General features: G+C 67.6%; 16 protein-coding genes. 11 read left to right on the forward strand and 5 right to left on the reverse strand.

Going from position 1 to position 15329, the window contains the following annotated elements; all coding sequences use genetic code 11:
* The first annotated feature begins 31 nt into the window (after positions 1-31).
* Entirely contained in the window at positions 32-1099 is a 1068-nt protein-coding gene (locus CGK74_RS02790; protein ID WP_094266992.1) for an AraC family transcriptional regulator, read from the forward strand.
* An 11-nt stretch (positions 1100-1110) separates the two neighbouring features.
* Here the strand turns inward: CGK74_RS02790 and CGK74_RS02795 are convergent, their stop codons facing one another.
* Positions 1111-2181, reverse strand: a complete 1071-nt coding sequence (locus tag CGK74_RS02795) for a toll/interleukin-1 receptor domain-containing protein (protein ID WP_094266993.1) — start codon at positions 2179-2181, stop codon at positions 1111-1113.
* A 162-nt stretch (positions 2182-2343) separates the two neighbouring features.
* Here CGK74_RS02795 and CGK74_RS02800 point away from each other — a divergent pair, with 162 nt between their 5' ends.
* Complete coding sequence (locus tag CGK74_RS02800; protein ID WP_206186160.1) at positions 2344-3129, forward strand: alpha/beta hydrolase; 786 nt, start codon at positions 2344-2346, stop codon at positions 3127-3129.
* A 35-nt stretch (positions 3130-3164) separates the two neighbouring features.
* On the opposite strand, the gene CGK74_RS02805 is transcribed toward CGK74_RS02800, so the two are convergent.
* The gene (locus tag CGK74_RS02805; protein ID WP_094266994.1) at positions 3165-3530 is read right to left on the reverse strand and encodes a cupin domain-containing protein; all 366 of its coding nucleotides are present in this window, start codon (positions 3528-3530) and stop codon (positions 3165-3167) included.
* Between the two features lie 106 nt (positions 3531-3636).
* Between CGK74_RS02805 and CGK74_RS02810 the strand changes: the two genes are divergently transcribed.
* The 4 genes from CGK74_RS02810 to CGK74_RS02825 all read left to right on the forward strand — a co-directional run bounded on the left by CGK74_RS02810 (position 3637) and on the right by CGK74_RS02825 (position 8024).
* Positions 3637-4119, forward strand: a complete 483-nt coding sequence (locus tag CGK74_RS02810; RefSeq protein WP_094266995.1) for an acyl-CoA thioesterase — start codon at positions 3637-3639, stop codon at positions 4117-4119.
* 122 nt (positions 4120-4241) lie between these two features.
* Positions 4242-5624 carry an L-serine ammonia-lyase gene (locus CGK74_RS02815; RefSeq protein ID WP_094266996.1) on the forward strand — a complete coding sequence of 461 codons (1383 nt, stop codon included), beginning with the start codon at positions 4242-4244 and terminating at the stop codon, positions 5622-5624.
* 40 nt (positions 5625-5664) lie between these two features.
* The gene (locus tag CGK74_RS02820; RefSeq protein ID WP_094266997.1) at positions 5665-6588 is read left to right on the forward strand and encodes a LysR family transcriptional regulator; all 924 of its coding nucleotides are present in this window, start codon (positions 5665-5667) and stop codon (positions 6586-6588) included.
* A gap of 125 nt (positions 6589-6713) precedes the next feature.
* Positions 6714-8024, forward strand: coding sequence for a Glu/Leu/Phe/Val family dehydrogenase (locus CGK74_RS02825; RefSeq protein ID WP_094266998.1), 1311 nt, complete (start codon positions 6714-6716; stop codon positions 8022-8024).
* An 81-nt stretch (positions 8025-8105) separates the two neighbouring features.
* Here CGK74_RS02825 and CGK74_RS02830 read toward each other — a convergent pair whose 3' ends face one another.
* Positions 8106-8489: a hypothetical protein gene (locus tag CGK74_RS02830; protein WP_133091761.1), complete on the reverse strand. Its 384-nt coding sequence runs from the start codon at positions 8487-8489 to the stop codon at positions 8106-8108.
* Positions 8490-8681: 192 nt separating this feature from the next.
* On the opposite strand from CGK74_RS02830, the gene CGK74_RS02835 reads away from it, so the two are divergent.
* Complete coding sequence (locus tag CGK74_RS02835) at positions 8682-9179, forward strand: DUF4097 family beta strand repeat-containing protein (RefSeq protein ID WP_094267422.1); 498 nt, start codon at positions 8682-8684, stop codon at positions 9177-9179.
* A gap of 10 nt (positions 9180-9189) precedes the next feature.
* Here CGK74_RS02835 and CGK74_RS02840 read toward each other — a convergent pair whose 3' ends face one another.
* Positions 9190-10089 carry a helix-turn-helix domain-containing protein gene (locus CGK74_RS02840; protein WP_094267000.1) on the reverse strand — a complete coding sequence of 300 codons (900 nt, stop codon included), beginning with the start codon at positions 10087-10089 and terminating at the stop codon, positions 9190-9192.
* A 158-nt stretch (positions 10090-10247) separates the two neighbouring features.
* On the opposite strand from CGK74_RS02840, the gene pobA reads away from it, so the two are divergent.
* Positions 10248-11435, forward strand: coding sequence for a 4-hydroxybenzoate 3-monooxygenase (gene pobA / locus CGK74_RS02845; RefSeq protein WP_094267001.1), 1188 nt, complete (start codon positions 10248-10250; stop codon positions 11433-11435).
* Between the two features lie 115 nt (positions 11436-11550).
* Here the strand turns inward: pobA and CGK74_RS02850 are convergent, their stop codons facing one another.
* Positions 11551-12402 (reverse strand): IclR family transcriptional regulator domain-containing protein, encoded by an 852-nt coding sequence (locus tag CGK74_RS02850; RefSeq protein ID WP_094267002.1) that lies wholly within the window; start codon positions 12400-12402, stop codon positions 11551-11553.
* A 138-nt stretch (positions 12403-12540) separates the two neighbouring features.
* On the opposite strand from CGK74_RS02850, the gene CGK74_RS02855 reads away from it, so the two are divergent.
* The 3 genes from CGK74_RS02855 to CGK74_RS02865 are packed head-to-tail and all read left to right on the forward strand — an operon-like array spanning position 12541 to position 15329.
* Positions 12541-13119, forward strand: coding sequence for a TRAP transporter small permease (locus CGK74_RS02855; RefSeq protein WP_094267003.1), 579 nt, complete (start codon positions 12541-12543; stop codon positions 13117-13119).
* Between the two features lie 11 nt (positions 13120-13130).
* On the forward strand, positions 13131-14408 hold the full coding sequence (locus CGK74_RS02860; RefSeq protein ID WP_094267004.1) for a TRAP transporter large permease subunit: 1278 nt from the start codon (positions 13131-13133) through the stop codon (positions 14406-14408).
* 36 nt (positions 14409-14444) lie between these two features.
* On the forward strand, positions 14445-15329 hold the full coding sequence (locus CGK74_RS02865; protein WP_094267005.1) for a shikimate dehydrogenase: 885 nt from the start codon (positions 14445-14447) through the stop codon (positions 15327-15329).

A 15329-nucleotide genomic window follows, 5' to 3' on the forward strand; every position in this document is an offset into this window, starting at 1 on the left:
ATTCGTGCCACACCAGCTAGCATTCCGGCACATGAAGATCCTGACCCCATCGCCTGCCGAACTGACCCTTGGTCGCGCGGCCACGCCGATCGCTTTCATCCGCGCGATCGTCACCGGCTACCGCCGACTGGGCATGGATCCCGCCAAGGCGCTCGCCCAGGCGCAGATCCCGCCCGCACTGCTGGACGACCCCGACGCACGCGTTACCGCGGCGCAGATGGAAGTGATGTCGGGCGCGGCGATGCAGGAACTCGACGACGAGACCCTGGGCTGGTTCTCGCGGCGGCTGCCCTGGGGCAGCTACGGCATGCTGTGCCGCGCCTCGCTCACCGCGCCGACGCTGGAAGTGGCGCTCAAGCGCTGGTGCCGGCACCACCGCCTGCTCACCGACGACATCGTGCTCACGTTCAACCAGCAGCGCGGCAGCGCCACCATCCGCATCGTCGAGCACACCGCGCTGGGCGAGTTGCGCGAGTTCTGCCTCGTCTCCACCCTGCGCTACCTGCTGGGCTACGCCTGCTGGCTGGTGGATTCGCGCATTGCGCTCGCCGAGACCACCTTCCCCTTCCCCGCCCCGCGCCACGCCGACGCCTACCACTACCTGTTCCCCGGCCCGGTGCGTTTCGACGCCGATGCCGCGAGCCTGTCTTTCGATGCGCGCTATCTCGAACTGCCGGTGCGGCGAGACGAAAAGGCGCTGCAGGCCATGCTTCAGCGCGCGCTGCCACTCACCGTGCTGCAGTACCGCCGCGACCGCCTGCTGGTCCATAGCGTCGCCCAGATCCTGGTCGCCGATGCCGCGGCCGCGCACACCGCCGAGGACGTCGCCGCCCAACTCAACACCTCGGTCCGCACCCTGCACCGGCAGTTGAAGGAAGAAGGCGTGTCACTGCAGCGGCTGAAGAACGAGGCCCGACGCGAACGCGCAATCAAGCTGCTGCTACAGACCCGCAAGCCGGTGAAACAGGTCGCGGCCGCGGTGGGTTTCGACAGCGAGAAGAGCTTCGCGCGGGCGTTCCGGGAGTGGACCGGAGTGGCGCCGAGCGCCTACCGGACGGGCGCTCCAGCGAAAACGTCGCAGCCTGCGCCGCCGCGCTGATTTCGCCAGACTCACCCCGACGAGGGCGTCAACACCGCATCGATTGCCCTCACCACCGCCGCACTCACCGCCTGCCAGTTGGCGTTGTCGATGCGCGGGGTCTGGTAGCGCAGCAAGGGCCTGAGCGCCTCGGGCAAGGCGTCTTCCGGGGGCAACTGGGCGTCGTCCACCAGCACGGGCAGGATGCGCTTCTGCCCTGCAAGCAGGGACTCGATTTCGAACCGCAACACGTCGCCCTCGTCCCACAATCGCGGCCGGCCCTGTGCGTCAGCCGCCATGAAGCCGCGCCCGATCAGCACCACGCCGACCTTGCTTGCCGCGATCGCCCCACCGATCGTCTCGCGCCAGTCCGCACTCGGGTCGATGCCGTGCAGGTCCATGAACACGCGACGCGCGCCGAAATGCTCGATCAGGTCGTCGCGCAGGCGGCCGGCGGCCATGCCGGTGTCCGCACGGCGGTAGGAGATGAAGATGTCGGCCTGCCCGGCAAGCGTACCCAGCAGTAGCCGCGCAAGCGGCCCGGTGCTGTTGATCCAGGGCACGGCCAGGCTCAGGAACTGCGTCTGGCTCAGCCCCGGCACGGGCGCCTCGCCCCAGGTCCGCAGGATCTCGTGGAACACCTCGCGCGACTCGCCGCCGGCGAAGGGAATCGGCAGCACCGGCTTGCCGGCGTCGATGAAGCGCCGCGCAATGGCAAGCGAGCCACTGCGCCCGCCGATCATCACCGCGGCGCCGGCACGCCCGATCGCCTGCTCGATCCAATCGTCGTAGTCCGACAGGCGCACGGTGCACTCGGCCGGCGCGGCAAAGCCCTCGCCCGGCAGGAAGTAGCCACGCTGGAAGTGCGGCAGCCACAGCTGCAGGTAGCCCGACCCCGGCGCCAGGCCCCGGCGCAGGCATTCCGCCCAGAAGGCACGCGCGGCGACGCTATCCACCCCCGGCGTGTTGCCGGTGATCAGCCCGAATCCGCTGCGCGCCAGCTCGCGCCCCACCATGTCGGCCAGGCGTCGGAACGGCCGATACCACGGCAGCGGAAGGCTGAAGGTGGTGCCAACGACGAGGATGTAAGGGTAGGCCGGCATGGTGGCATTGCCTCGGTGAGTCGCACGTCGTTCAACCTAAGCATAGACGGAGCAGCGCGCTCCATGCGCACGCGCACTTTGAAGTCCCGCATGGCATGTGCTAGATCGCACTATGTGGCCCGGATGAGCTGTGCCGGAGTCGTTTCAGAGGAGGAACTCGCCATGTCACGCACGCCGCTGCTGTTACTTCTCGTCCTGGCGATGCTGTCCTCACCCGTCGCATGGGCCGCGGATAAATCCTGCGCAATCGTGCTGATGCACGGCAAATGGGGCAATCCACGCTTCGTGGCCGGCTTCGGTGAAGCCCTGTCGGACCTGTGCGAGTACGAGTCGCTGGAAATGCCGTGGTCGCAGCGGCGCAACTACGACGCCGACTACACCGAGGCCTTGGCCGAGATCGCGCGCCAGGTCACGCGTTTCCGCGAGCAGGGCTTTCAGCGAGTCATCGTGGCGGGGCACAGTTTCGGCGCCAATGCGGCGATCGCATACATGGCAAACCACGGCGACGCGGATGGCGTCATGGCGATCGGCCCGGGGCATACACCGGAGATCTTCTACGAGCGCGGGCGGACCCGCGAGTCGGTCGACCAGGCCCGCGCGATGGTGAATGAGGGCAAGGGCGAAGAGACCTCAGGCTTCCACGACATTAACCAGGACAGGGAGCAGAAGATCCGGATGCGTGCCCGCATCTACCTGAGCTACTTCGACCCGGACGGGATCGGCAACATGGGGCGATCGGCAGATGGCTTTTACAAGGCGGTTCCGTTCGCATGGATCATCGGCACCAGCGATCGACTCAGCAGGGGCGGTCCGCAATACGCGCACGCCCGCGCCCCGGAACACCCGAAAAGCGCCTACCTGGAGGTCTCCGCGGACCATGTCAGCGTACTCGACGCGCCGGGCCGGCAAGCGGCGCGGGAATGGCTGCTGAGCCTCGACGCGAACTGAGACGGTTGGCGCGCGAGGGATGGCACGGGTTAAGCTCAGCCCATCTCGCCGCGCTTCACGAACACATAGTGCTTCGTCACCGCCTCCAGCACCTCGAACACGCCCTTGAAGCCCGCCGGAATCACGCAGGCCTCGCCCGGCCCGAAGACGCGCGTCAGCCCGCCTTCGTCGGTGATGCGGATGCGGCCGGACAGCACGTGGAAGAACTCGTCGGTATCGTCGGCAAAGGCGATGCGCCACGCCCCCGGCTCGCAGGACCACAGGCCGGCGGACATGCCGTCGCGTTCGAAGTGGTTCCAGGTGGTACGCAGCGGGTTGCCGTCGACCAGGCGGTCGGGGCGCGGGTGGTCGAAGCTGGCGGGGGTGTCGGCGTGGGCGAAGGCGGTGAGGGTCTTGTGCATGGCTGCGGACGGACTCGATCAGGAGCCGAATTCTAGCCTTGCGCCACGCTTCGCCAGGGGCGACACTGCGCCGCCCTCATCGATCACCCAAGCCAGAGACACCGCAATGGACCTGCCCGCCCACCAGCTCACCATGACCGTCCTGATGACGCCCGACACCGCCAACTTCTCGGGCAAGGTGCACGGCGGCGCCATCCTCAAGCTGCTCGACCAGGTCGCCTACGCCTGCGCCGCGCGCTACGCCGGCCACTACGTCGTCACGCTCAGCGTCGACCAGGTGATGTTCCGCCAGCCCATCCACGTCGGCGAACTCGTCACCTTCCTCGCCTCGGTCAACCACACCGGCAATTCGTCGATGGAAGTCGGCATCAAGGTCGTCGCCGAGGACATCCGCGGCAAGGTCGTGCGCCACGTCAATAGCTGCTTCTTCACCATGATCGCGGTCGACGACGAAGGCCGCCCGACCAAGGTGCCGACGCTGGAACCCAGTACCCCGGACGAGCGCCGCCGTTTCGCCGAAGCCGAAGTGCGCCGCGCGATGCGGCGCGAGATGGAGCGCAAGTTCGCCGAGGTACACGGCGGGGAGTGAGCGCCGGGGTGCACGCAGCGACCCGCTTCGCCAGAATCCAGGGGCGGGAAACAACCGATTGAGGCTGTGTCCGCGCGGACGCAGAATGCGGCATCGAAGTGGAATTGCCCCCGGAAACACCCATGTTCATCAGCGTCCTCGACCTGTTCAAGATCGGCATCGGCCCGTCCAGCTCGCACACGGTCGGACCGATGCGTGCCGCGCACGACTTTGCCGCGACGCTGGCGCAGCAGGGCCTGATCGACCGCGTCTGCCGCATCGAAGTGAGGCTTTACGGTTCGCTGTCGGCGACGGGCATCGGCCACGGCACCGACCGTGCCGTCGTGGCGGGACTGATGGGCGCGCGGCCGGACGAGGTGGAACCGGACTTCCTCACCACCGCCGTCGAGCAGGTGCGACGCGACGGCCAGCTCGCGCTGTTGGGCAGGCACATGCTGCCATTCGACTGGGAGCGCGACATGCGGCTGTTGCCGGTCAGCCTCGCGTACCACCCGAATGCAATGCGCCTTACCGCGTTCGACGCCGACGCCTCCGCGGTCTATGAGAACACCTATTACTCGGTCGGGGGCGGCTTCGTCGTGGACGAGGCACAGGCGCAGGCCGGCAGCACAGCAGAGGCCGAAGTGGCGCTGCCCTACCCCTTCGACACCGGCGCCGAGATGCTTGCGCAGTGCCACCGCCACGGCTTGCGCATCAGCGCGCTGATGCTGGCCAACGAAGGCGCATGGCGCAGCGAGGCCGACACGCGCGCCGCGCTGCAGCGCATCTGGGCGGCGATGCGCAGTTGCGTGGCGCGCGGCATCACGCAGGAAGGCGTGCTGCCCGGCGGCCTCAAGGTTCGTCGTCGCGCCGCCGCCCTGCACCGCAAGCTCGCCGAGCGCGGTACCGGCCACAACCTGATCAGCGACACCATGGCGGCGCTCGACTGGATCGACCTCTACGCGCTGGCCGTCAATGAAGAGAACGCCGGCGGCGGCCGCGTCGTCACCGCGCCCACCAACGGCGCGGCCGGCATCATTCCGGCGGTGCTGCACTACTACATGGATTTCATGCCCGGCAGCAGCGAGCGTGACGTCGAGACCTTCCTGCTCGCGGCTGCGGCCGTGGGCGCGCTGTGCAAGAAGAACGCGTCGATCTCCGGCGCCGAGGTCGGCTGCCAGGGCGAGGTGGGCTCGGCCTGCGCGATGGCTGCCGCGGGCTTGGCCGAAGTGCTGGGCGGCACGCCCGAGCAGGTCGAGAACGCGGCCGAGATCGGGCTGGAGCACAACCTGGGGCTGACCTGCGACCCGGTCGGCGGCCTGGTGCAGATTCCCTGCATCGAACGCAACGCGATGGCCGCGGTGAAGGCGATCAACGCCGCCCAGCTCGCCCTGCGCGGCGACGGCGCACATGCGATCTCGCTCGACCAGGTGATCCTGACGATGCGCGACACTGGCCGCGACATGCTGGACAAGTACAAGGAAACCTCGCGCGGCGGCCTGGCCGTGAGCTTCCCCGCATGCTGAACCATTCCCGGGCCACGATCCGGCAACAGGACACCCGACGATGGAACTGAAGTGGCTCGAAGACTTCCTCAGCCTGGCCGAGAGCGGCAGCTTCTCGCGCTCGGCCGAGCAACGCCACGTGTCGCAGCCGGCCTTCTCGCGCCGCATCCGCGCGCTCGAGGCCTGGCTGGGCGTGGCGCTGGTCGACCGCAGTACCTATCCGACCCGGCTGACCGAAGCCGGCGAGGCCTTCAAGGGCCCGGCGATCGACCTGCTCAACCGTCTGCACGCCGCACGGGCGCAGGTGCGCGGCCACCAGGCCATCGCCAGCGAGGCGCTGGTGGTGGCCGTGCCGCACACGCTCGCCTTCGCCTTCTTCCCGGCCTGGGTCGGCCGCCTGAAGGCGAGCTTCGGCGAGGTGCCGACGCGCCTGGTGGCGGGCAACGTCCACGACGTCGTGATGATGCTGGTGGAAGGCGGCTGCGACCTGCTGCTGTGCTACCACCATCCGGCACACCCGGTATGGCTCGACCCCGGGCGCTTCGAGGGCCTGAGCCTGGGGGTCGAGCATGTCCGCCCCTACCTGCCGCGCCGCCTCGCCGGCAGCGCTCGATGGCAGTTGCCGGGCACGGCCGCCGCGCCCATTCCCTTCCTGCGCTACGGCCCCAACACCTACCTGCGACGCATGGTCGACACCATCCTCGACCGCGCCAGCCAGCCCGCACACCTCGCGCTGCAGTACGAATCGGACATGGCCGAGAGCCTGAAGGCGATGCTGCTGGCCGGCCACGGCCTCGCCTTCCTGCCCGCCAGCGCCGTCAGCCGCGAACTCGAGCGTGGGGAGGTCGTGAGCGCGGGCGGCCCGGAGTGGAGCCTGGAGATGGAGGTGCGCCTGTACCGTGACCGCGCCAATGCCCGGCCCGAACTGAACCGGCTGTGGGAACACCTTGCCGCACAGGTCGAGCAACCCGTCCGGCAAGGCTGAAGCGGCCCGCGCGACAATGCGCCAAGGTTATGCATCCAACGCATGACCCAATGAGGCAACGGCATGCGGCCCCGGGGCCGCGAGGGTCAGAATTCGCGCATCACCCCTGCCCCGGAGAGGCGAACATGAGCGCGACACCCAACACCCAGCAAGGCTTCGAGCGGCTTGCCGGCCTGTCCTACCTGAACCCGGCCGCACCGGAACCCTGGGCCAGCTTCGTCGAGCAGATCGAGCGCGTGCGCCCCTACCTGGGTTCGCTGGAGCGCTGGATCGAAACGCTGAAGCACCCGAAGCGCACGCTGATCGTCGATGTGCCGATCGAGCGTGACGACGGCACTGTGGCCCACTACGAGGGCTACCGCGTGCAGCACAACCTGTCGCGCGGCCCCGGCAAGGGCGGCGTGCGCTTCCACCCGGACGTCACGCTCAACGAAGTCATGGCGCTGGCCGGCTGGATGACGGTCAAGAACGCCGCGGTCGGCCTGCCCTTCGGCGGCGCCAAGGGCGGCATCCGCGTCGATCCGACGACCGTCAGCAAGGGCGAGCTGCAGCGCATCACCCGCCGCTACACCTCCGAGATCGGCATCATCATCGGCCCCGACAAGGACATCCCCGCGCCCGACGTCGGCACCAACGCGATGACGATGGCGGTGATGATGGACACCTTCTCGATGAACCGCGGCGGCACCGCTACCGGCGTCGTCACCGGCAAGCCGATCGCACTGGGCGGCAGCCTCGGGCGGCAGGAAGCGACCGGGCGCGGGGTGTTCATCACCGCGCGCGAGGCAGGCCGCCAGATGGGTGTGCCGATCGAAGGCGCGCGGGTGGTGGTGCAAGGCTTCGGCAACGTCGGCGGCATCGGTGCGCGACTGTTCCACGCGGCCGGTGCGCGCGTGATCGCAGTCGCCGATCACACCGCAACGCTGGTGAACGAAGCCGGCATCGACATCCCGGCGGCGATGGCACACGCCGCAGAAAACGGCGGCCTGAAGGGCTTTGCAGGCGCCTCGCCGATCGACATCGAGGATTTCTGGCGGCTCGAGTGCGAGTTCCTGGTCCCGGCCGCGCTCGAAGGGCAGCTCACGGTCGAGCGCGCCGCCGGCGTGCGTGCCCGCATCGTGGTCGAAGGCGCCAACGGCCCGACGACCCCGGCGGCGGACGACGTGCTGCGCGAGCGCGGCACCCTCGTCGTGCCCGACGTGCTCGCCAACGCGGGCGGCGTGACCGTGTCGTATTTCGAGTGGGTGCAGGACTTCTCGAGCTTCTTCTGGACCGAGGACGAGATCAACGAGCGCCTCGAACGCATCATGGTCGGCGCCTTCTCTGCGATCTGGAAGCTCGCGCAGGAAAAGCACGTTTCGCTGCGGACCGCTGCCTTCATCATCGCCTGCCAGCGCGTGCTGGAAGCGCGCGCCGAGCGCGGGCTTTACCCCTGATCGGACGTACGCAGTCCAGCAAAAGAGGAACGGGGCCGCAAGGCCCCGTTCCTCTTTTGCTGGACTAGAACGACAGAGACATCAGCCGCGCAACAGGCTGGGGGCCTGCTGGCCCGGCGGCGTGGCGGCATCGCGTGCGACGGCAGCCTGTTCGACGTCGCGGTAGGCCTCCACTGCGCGCTGCGCCGTGTAGCTGACCTGCCCATCCTCAGCCGGCGCCCCCTGCACGGCCGCAGCGGCGCGGGCTTCGGGCGTGTTCTGGTCGGGCTGCGCGGGGCGGCTGGCCTGGCTGCGCGCCCCATCACTGAGCGTAACGACGGCACTGGCCGGTTCCGAAGCAGCAGGCAAAGCCGGCGCGTCGGGCCGCGTGGGCGCCTGCAAGGCGCGGGGATCGGTGATCCGCGCCTCGGACTGGCGCATCAGCTCGCGCGGCTGCATCGCGGCACTGCTCGAGATTCCGTCCATGGCTACACCTCGTCGGGTTCGTTACGACTGACAGTTTAGACCTGCCGGTCACCGGATACGACAACAAACCGCACACATCGATCCAGGATGCGCCTAGCCAGCGCGAGGCGTCCTGTCACGACATCGAAGCGCCCGAGCGACGCAAGCCCCTCTAGAATGAAGCATGCATGTCACCAGGAACGGGAAACGACGATGAATGCGACGATCCGCTTCGCCAGCCTGATGCTCGGCACGACCCTGCTATCCCTCCCCGCTTCCGCGGACGAGGTCGACTGCAGCGGCAGCATGGGCGCTGTCTCCATCGACGGCGACATCCGCGTGCCCTCGGGCCGCACCTGCACGCTGAACGGCACGCGCGTCGACGGCAACGTCAGGGTTGCCCGCGCAGCCACCCTGCTGGCCCGCGACGTGAAGGTCGAAGGCAACATCCAGGCCGAGGGCGCACGCCAGGTGTCCTTGCTTGGCGGCTCCTACATGGGCGGCAATGTCCAGCTCGAACAGGGCAGTTCGGTGAAGGTGGATGCCGCCGAGGTCGACGGCGACCTCCAGCTGTTCGCGAACAGCGGCGCGGTGCATGTGAATCGCAACCGGGTGGATGGCAACCTGCAGTGCAAGTCGAACCAGCACCCGATCACCGGCGGCGGCAACCGCGTGCGCGGCAACAAGGAGGATCAGTGCGCCGGGCTGTGACGCGCGCTGTTCAGGGCGCCGTGCCCGACGGCGCTGCAGCGGAGAACGCCTGCCGGAACTCGGTGGGCGTGAGCCCCTGGTGCCGCGCGAAGAAGCGCGAAAAGTAGGCCGGATCGCGGAAGCCGAGGGAGTAGCCGATGCCGGTCACGTCGAGATCGGAATACGCGAGCAAGCGTCGCGCCTCCAGCAGCAGGCGTTCGTGGATCAGGTTCTGCGCATTGGTGCCGGCCTCGCGCCGGCAGCTCGCGTTGAGCTGCTGGGGCGACACGCCCAGGCGCTGCGCGTAGAAGCTCACCGGCTGCCAGTCGCGGAAGTGCTGCTCGATGAGCATGTGGAAGCGCTCCACGCGCTGCCGGATGCGGTCCTGCGACGCGCGCTCGGCGGTTGCCCCGCCGGCGCGGGCAAGCTCCACCACCACCAGTCCGAGGATCGCCATCAGCATGCTGATGCGCCCGGGCTGATGGCCCGCGTACTCCCGTCCGAACTGCTCGAAGCGCAGTCGCATGCGTTCGACACTTTCCTCGCCCTCGGCCAGCGGCAGGTAGCGCAGCGAGTCGAATGCCACCCGCAGATCAGGCGAAAGTGCAAGCAGTTCGCCCAGCAGCGCCTGCGGCAGCGTCACGATGTGCCCCACCATGTCAGGCGAAAAGCGAAAGCCGTGGATATGGCGCGCCGGCACCATGACCAGGCACGGCGTCTGCAGCTCGAAGCTGCGCGTCTCGAAGGTCATGCGCGCCTCGCCCGAAAGCAGAAACACGATCTGTATCAAGCCGTCATGGCTGTGGGGGGTGATTTCCCAGTCATGCAGCGCGCTGCGCGCGGCAATCGTCTCATAGTGCACCGGTTCGGGCGTCGGCCACAGTTCCTTCTCGCCGAACAGCTTGTAGGTGGGCACGCCGGGCAGGGCCATCGCTTCGTCCTTGATCCATGTGAAAAGGGCACAGGCAGCATGCCACGACTTTCTAAAAGTACAAGCATTCACGATGTGGAATTCAAGCGGAGCAAGGTTCCGGTACCTATAGTTCAGTCCGTCCCCGCGACAACAATCCCACAAATGGAGAGAGACTCATGCAAACACAAGTCGGCATCATCGGCGGCGGCCCCTCGGGCCTGTGCCTCGCCCGCCTGCTCAGCCTGTCGGGCATCAAGAGCGTCATCCTCGAACGCCAGGACCGCGCCTACGTCGAAGCCCGCATCCGCGCCGGCATCCTCGAGCAGGGCATGATCGACCTGATGCGCCGCGCCAAGGTGAGCGAGCGCATGGACAAGGAAGGGCTGGTCCACGACGGCATCGTGCTGACCTTCAACGACCGCGAAGAGCGCATCGACATGAAGTCGCTCACCGGCGGCCAGCAAGTGATGGTGTATGGCCAGACCGAGCTGACCAAGGACCTGTACGACGCGGTGCTGAAGGACGAGAACATCACCGTCATCTTCAACGCCGGCGACGTGCGCCCGATCAACTTCCTCGAAGGCAAGCCGCAGCTGCAGTTCTTCAAGGACGGCCAGCAGATCACGGTCGACTGCGACTACATCGCCGGCTGCGACGGCTACCACGGTGCCTCGCGCGCCTCGGTGCCGCGCGACATGATCACCGAGTACGAGCGCATCTACCCCTTCGGCTGGCTGGGCCTGCTGTCCGACACCCCGCCGGTGCACGAAGAGCTGATCTATGCCAACCACAAGCGTGGCTTCGCACTGTGCTCGCAGCGTTCGCACACCCGCAGCCGCTACTACCTGCAGGTCGGCCTGGACGAGAAGGTCGAGGACTGGTCCGACGAGCGTTTCTGGGAAGAGCTGAAGAAGCGCCTGCCCGAGCACATCGCCGCCAAGCTCGTCACCGGCCCCTCGCTCGAGAAGAGCATCGCCCCGCTGCGCTCCTTCGTCACCGAGCCGATGCGCTTCGGCAACATGTTCCTGGTCGGCGACGCCGCCCACATCGTGCCGCCGACCGGTGCCAAGGGCCTGAACCTGGCCGCGTCCGACATGTACTACCTGTCGACCGCGCTGATCGCCCACTACACCGAAGGCCGCGATGACCTGCTCGACCGCTACTCCGAGACCGCGCTGCGCCGCGTCTGGGCCGCCGTGCGCTTCTCGTGGTGGTTCACCTCGATCATGCACAAGTTCAACGACGACCCGATCGAGCACAAGATCCAGATCGCCGAGCTGGACTACCTGATGAGCTCGACCGCCGGCAAGACGACCATCGCCGAGAACTACGTCGGCCTGCCGTTCGACCCGACCTTCAAGTAAGCCTCATCGCGCGCCGGAAAGCGGCGCCGCATGTCAGAACGGGCGTCACCCACAAGGTGTCGCCCGTTTTCTGTTTGTCTCGGCCGGCCGTGCACGACATTGCCGCATCAGGCCCTCACAGCCGCAGCGCCTCCGCCGCCTCCCGCAGCAGCGGGAGGAAGCGCGTGCGCATGTGTTCGATGCCCATGCGCGAGGTCGGGCCGATGATGTTGATGCCGCTGACGACCGTGCCGGCCTTGTCGCGGACCGGCACTGCGATCGAGCGCAGACCGATCTCCATCTGCTGGTTGGCGATGGCGTAGCCTTGCGTCCTCACCTGCTGCAGCACCTTGCGCAGCTCGGCGGGCGAGACGATGGTGTTCTGGGTGAAAGGCAGGAAGCTCGTGCGCTCCAGGCAGGCGTCGAGTTCGGCCTCGGGAAGGTGGGCCAGCAGCACCATGCCGATCGAGGTCGCATAGGCGGGCAGGCGGTTGCCGACGTTCAGCGACGGCGACATGATCCGCGACGCCGCCGCGCGGGCGATATAGACGATGTCCGTGCCGTCGAGCACCGCCATCGAGCAGGCTTCGCCCACCGTCTCGCTGAGCTTGTCCAGCACCGGCTGCCCCTTGCCCGACAGCGGCGTACCCGAGAGATAGGCATTGCCCAGTGACACGGTCTTGGGCGTCAGCGAGAAGCGGGTGCCGTCATGGCAGCGCGCGTAACCCAGTGCGGTGAGCGTGTGCAGGTAGCGCCGCACCGCCGCGCGTGTGATGCCCGTGCGGTAGCTGATCTGCGAGATCGACATCTGCCGGCCCTGGTTGGTGAAGGCCTGGATCACCGCCAGCCCGCGTGCCAGTGCGGTCACGAAGTTGCGATCGGTGGCGTAGTCCGCGAGGTCATCGCCCTCGGGCACCTCGGCATCCGGCTCGCCCGGCAGCGCGCCGCCGTTTGGCGCACCGGCACTCCTGTTCGGCACATGCTTCATGTCGCTGCCCCCTCTGTTGGCGCCACCCGGTATTTGTGCGCACTGCGCACAATAGGGACAATGCAGCCTTTCACGCAAGTCTCCCGAAGACTAGAGTTCGGGCACATCCAGGCGGGACTCCGCCACCCAGGAGGAACAATGAAAACACTCGTCGATGGCTACTTCCGGCTGCTCAAGCTGCTGATGTTCCTGTGCATGGTCGGCATGGTCGTCATGGTGTTCGGCAACGTGGTGATGCGCTATGCCTTCAACTCGGGCCTGACCATGTCCGAAGAGCTGGCCCGCTTCCTGTTCGTGTGGATGACCTTCCTCGGTGCCATCGTGGCGTTGCGCGAACATGCCCACCTCGGTGTCGACACGCTGATCCGCCGCCTGCCGCCGCTGGGCCGCCGCTTCGCCCTGCTGCTCGGCCACACGCTGATGCTGTATGTCTGCTGGCTGATCACCACCGGCAGCTGGCAGCAGACGCAGATCAACCTTTCCGTCCCCGCACCCGCAACCGGCCTGTCCATGGGCGCGTTCTATGGCGTGGGCGTGCTGTTCGGCATCTCGGCCGCGGCCGTCCTGCTCTACGAGGCGGTGCGCATTGCCTTCGGCCGTACCGGCGATCACGAACTGGTCATGGTCGCCAGCAACGACGCAGCCGAGGAAGTCGAGCGCCTGCAGCACGAACAACAACACGCGGGCAAAAGCAGTGCGCCCGGCGCCAAGGCCTGAGGAGACACGACATGGCCGTCACCATCTTCATCACCTCGCTGATCGGCACCATCGCCCTCGGCCTGCCCATCGCCTTTGCCCTGCTGCTGGTGGGCGTGGCGATGATGATGCACCTCGACATGTTCGACGCCCAGATCGTGGCGCAGAACCTGATCAACGGCGCCAACAGCTTCCCCTTGCTGGCCGTGCCCTTCTTCATGCTGGCGGGCGAGATCATGAACGCCGGCGGGCTGTCGAAGCGCATCGTCAACATCGCGCTCGCCACCGTCGGCCACGTCAAAGGCGGCCTGGGCTACGTCGCCATCCTCGCGTCCTGCATCCTCGCCTCGCTGTCCGGCTCCGCGGTGGCCGACGCCGCTGCGCTGTCTGCACTGCTGGTGCCGATGATGGTCGCCGCCGGCCACGACAGGAAGCGCTCCGCAGGCCTGATTGCCGCCGGTGGCATCATCGGCCCGGTGATCCCGCCCTCGATCGGCTTCATCGTGTTCGGCGTCGCCACCGGCGTGTCGATCTCCAAGCTCTTCCTCGCCGGCATCCTCCCCGGCCTGATGATGGGCCTGGCGCTGGCGGCAGCGTGGTGGATCTACTCCCGCAGCGAAGACGTGCAACCCCAGCCGAAGAAATCCGCACGAGAAATCCGCCGTGCGGTCATCGAGGGCAGCTGGGCGCTGGGCCTGCCGCTGATCATCATCCTCGGCCTCAAGTTCGGCATCTTCACGCCGACCGAGGCGGCCGTGGTCGCGGCTGTCTATGCGCTGTTCGTCGCCATCGTCATCTACCGCGAGCTCAAGCTGTCGCAGATCTACGACGTCGTGGTGTCGGCCGCCAAGACCACCTCGGTGGTGATGCTGCTGGTCGCCGCGGCGATGGTGTCGTCGTGGATGGTGACGGTGGCCGAGCTGCCCTTCCTGCTGGTCGAGCTGCTCGAGCCCTTGCTCGACAGCCCGACGCTGCTGCTGCTGGCGATCATGATCACCATCATCCTGGTCGGCACCAGCATGGACATGACGCCCACCATCCTGATCCTCGCACCGGTGCTGATGCCGGTGGTGAAGGCTGCGGGCATCGACCCGGTGTATTTCGGCGTGCTGTTCATCATCAATACCTCGATCGGCCTCATCACCCCGCCGGTCGGCACCGTACTCAACGTCGTGGCCGGCACCGGAAAGATGAGCATGGACGAGATCGTGCGCGGCGTCTGGCCCTTCCTGCTCGCCCAGTTCGCGGTGCTGTTCCTGCTCGTGCTTTTCCCCGAGCTGATCCTGACCCCGCTGCGCTGGCTGACCTAGGCACGCACCCACAACGCCTCTCCAAGGAAACACCCGATGAGCAATACGCCGAACACGCCTTCGCTTCCCTCCATGGTCTGCGGCCTGATCGGCTCGGGCATCCAGGCCTCGCTGACGCCGGCAATGCACGAGCAGGAGGGCGAAGCCCAGGGCTTCCGCTACGTCTACAAGAAGATCGATCTCGACCCGCTGGGCCTGACGGCCGACGACCTGCCCGAGTTGCTGACCGCCGCCCGGCGCATGGGCTTCTCGGGACTGAACATCACCTTCCCGTGCAAGCAGGCGATCGTGCCGCTGCTCGATGAATTGTCGGACGAGGCGCGTGCACTCAATGCGGTGAACACCGTGGTGATCAGGGACGGCCGCCTGATCGGACACAACACCGACTGCTCGGGCTTTGCCGAGGGTTTCCGCCGCGGCCTGCCGGGCGCGAAGATGGACAGGGTGGTGCAGCTCGGTGCCGGCGGCGCCGGTGCCGCGGTGGCGCATGCGGCGCTCGGGCTGGGCGCGCGGCAACTGACGGTGTTCGACATCGACCCGGCGCGCGCGCGCGAGCTCGCGGCCAGCCTGTGCGCGCGCTTCGGCGCCGGGCGCTGCATCGCGGGCAATGACCTCGCGACCGCAATGGCCGAGACCGACGGCCTGATCCACTGCACCCCCACCGGCATGGCCAAGCTGCCCGGCCTGCCGTTGCCGGCCGAGCTGATCGACGGCCGCATCTGGGTGGCGGAGATCGTCTACTTTCCGCTCGAGACCGAACTGCTGCGCGTGGCCCGCGCCAAGGGCTGCCGCACGCTCGACGGCGGCGGCATGGCGGTGTTCCAGGCCGTCGGCGCCTTCCGCCACTTCACCGGCCTCGAACCCGACGCCGAACGCATGCGCGCGCACTTCCTGTCGATGGTCGCGAACAAGAAGGACTGA

The organism is Thauera propionica (assembly GCF_002245655.1).
Taxonomy (GTDB): Bacteria; Pseudomonadota; Gammaproteobacteria; order Burkholderiales; family Rhodocyclaceae; genus Thauera; species Thauera propionica.

Excerpts from the sequence above, each read along its gene's own strand:
- CGK74_RS02840 (WP_094267000.1), bottom strand. The coding sequence starts at position 10,089 with ATGGCCCTGCCCGGCGTGCCCACCTACAAGCTGTTCGGCGAGAAGGAA.
- CGK74_RS02835 (WP_094267422.1), top strand. The coding sequence starts at position 8,682 with ATGAATGCGACGATCCGCTTCGCCAGCCTGATGCTCGGCACGACCCTG.
- CGK74_RS02790 (WP_094266992.1), top strand. The coding sequence starts at position 32 with ATGAAGATCCTGACCCCATCGCCTGCCGAACTGACCCTTGGTCGCGCG.
- CGK74_RS02865 (WP_094267005.1), top strand. The coding sequence starts at position 14,445 with ATGAGCAATACGCCGAACACGCCTTCGCTTCCCTCCATGGTCTGCGGC.
- CGK74_RS02825 (WP_094266998.1), top strand. The coding sequence starts at position 6,714 with ATGAGCGCGACACCCAACACCCAGCAAGGCTTCGAGCGGCTTGCCGGC.
- CGK74_RS02800 (WP_206186160.1), top strand. The coding sequence starts at position 2,344 with ATGTCACGCACGCCGCTGCTGTTACTTCTCGTCCTGGCGATGCTGTCC.
- CGK74_RS02805 (WP_094266994.1), bottom strand. The coding sequence starts at position 3,530 with ATGCACAAGACCCTCACCGCCTTCGCCCACGCCGACACCCCCGCCAGC.
- pobA (WP_094267001.1), top strand. The coding sequence starts at position 10,248 with ATGCAAACACAAGTCGGCATCATCGGCGGCGGCCCCTCGGGCCTGTGC.
- CGK74_RS02855 (WP_094267003.1), top strand. The coding sequence starts at position 12,541 with ATGAAAACACTCGTCGATGGCTACTTCCGGCTGCTCAAGCTGCTGATG.
- CGK74_RS02810 (WP_094266995.1), top strand. The coding sequence starts at position 3,637 with ATGGACCTGCCCGCCCACCAGCTCACCATGACCGTCCTGATGACGCCC.
- CGK74_RS02815 (WP_094266996.1), top strand. The coding sequence starts at position 4,242 with ATGTTCATCAGCGTCCTCGACCTGTTCAAGATCGGCATCGGCCCGTCC.
- CGK74_RS02850 (WP_094267002.1), bottom strand. The coding sequence starts at position 12,402 with ATGAAGCATGTGCCGAACAGGAGTGCCGGTGCGCCAAACGGCGGCGCG.
- CGK74_RS02860 (WP_094267004.1), top strand. The coding sequence starts at position 13,131 with ATGGCCGTCACCATCTTCATCACCTCGCTGATCGGCACCATCGCCCTC.
- CGK74_RS02820 (WP_094266997.1), top strand. The coding sequence starts at position 5,665 with ATGGAACTGAAGTGGCTCGAAGACTTCCTCAGCCTGGCCGAGAGCGGC.
- CGK74_RS02830 (WP_133091761.1), bottom strand. The coding sequence starts at position 8,489 with ATGGACGGAATCTCGAGCAGTGCCGCGATGCAGCCGCGCGAGCTGATG.
- CGK74_RS02795 (WP_094266993.1), bottom strand. The coding sequence starts at position 2,181 with ATGCCGGCCTACCCTTACATCCTCGTCGTTGGCACCACCTTCAGCCTT.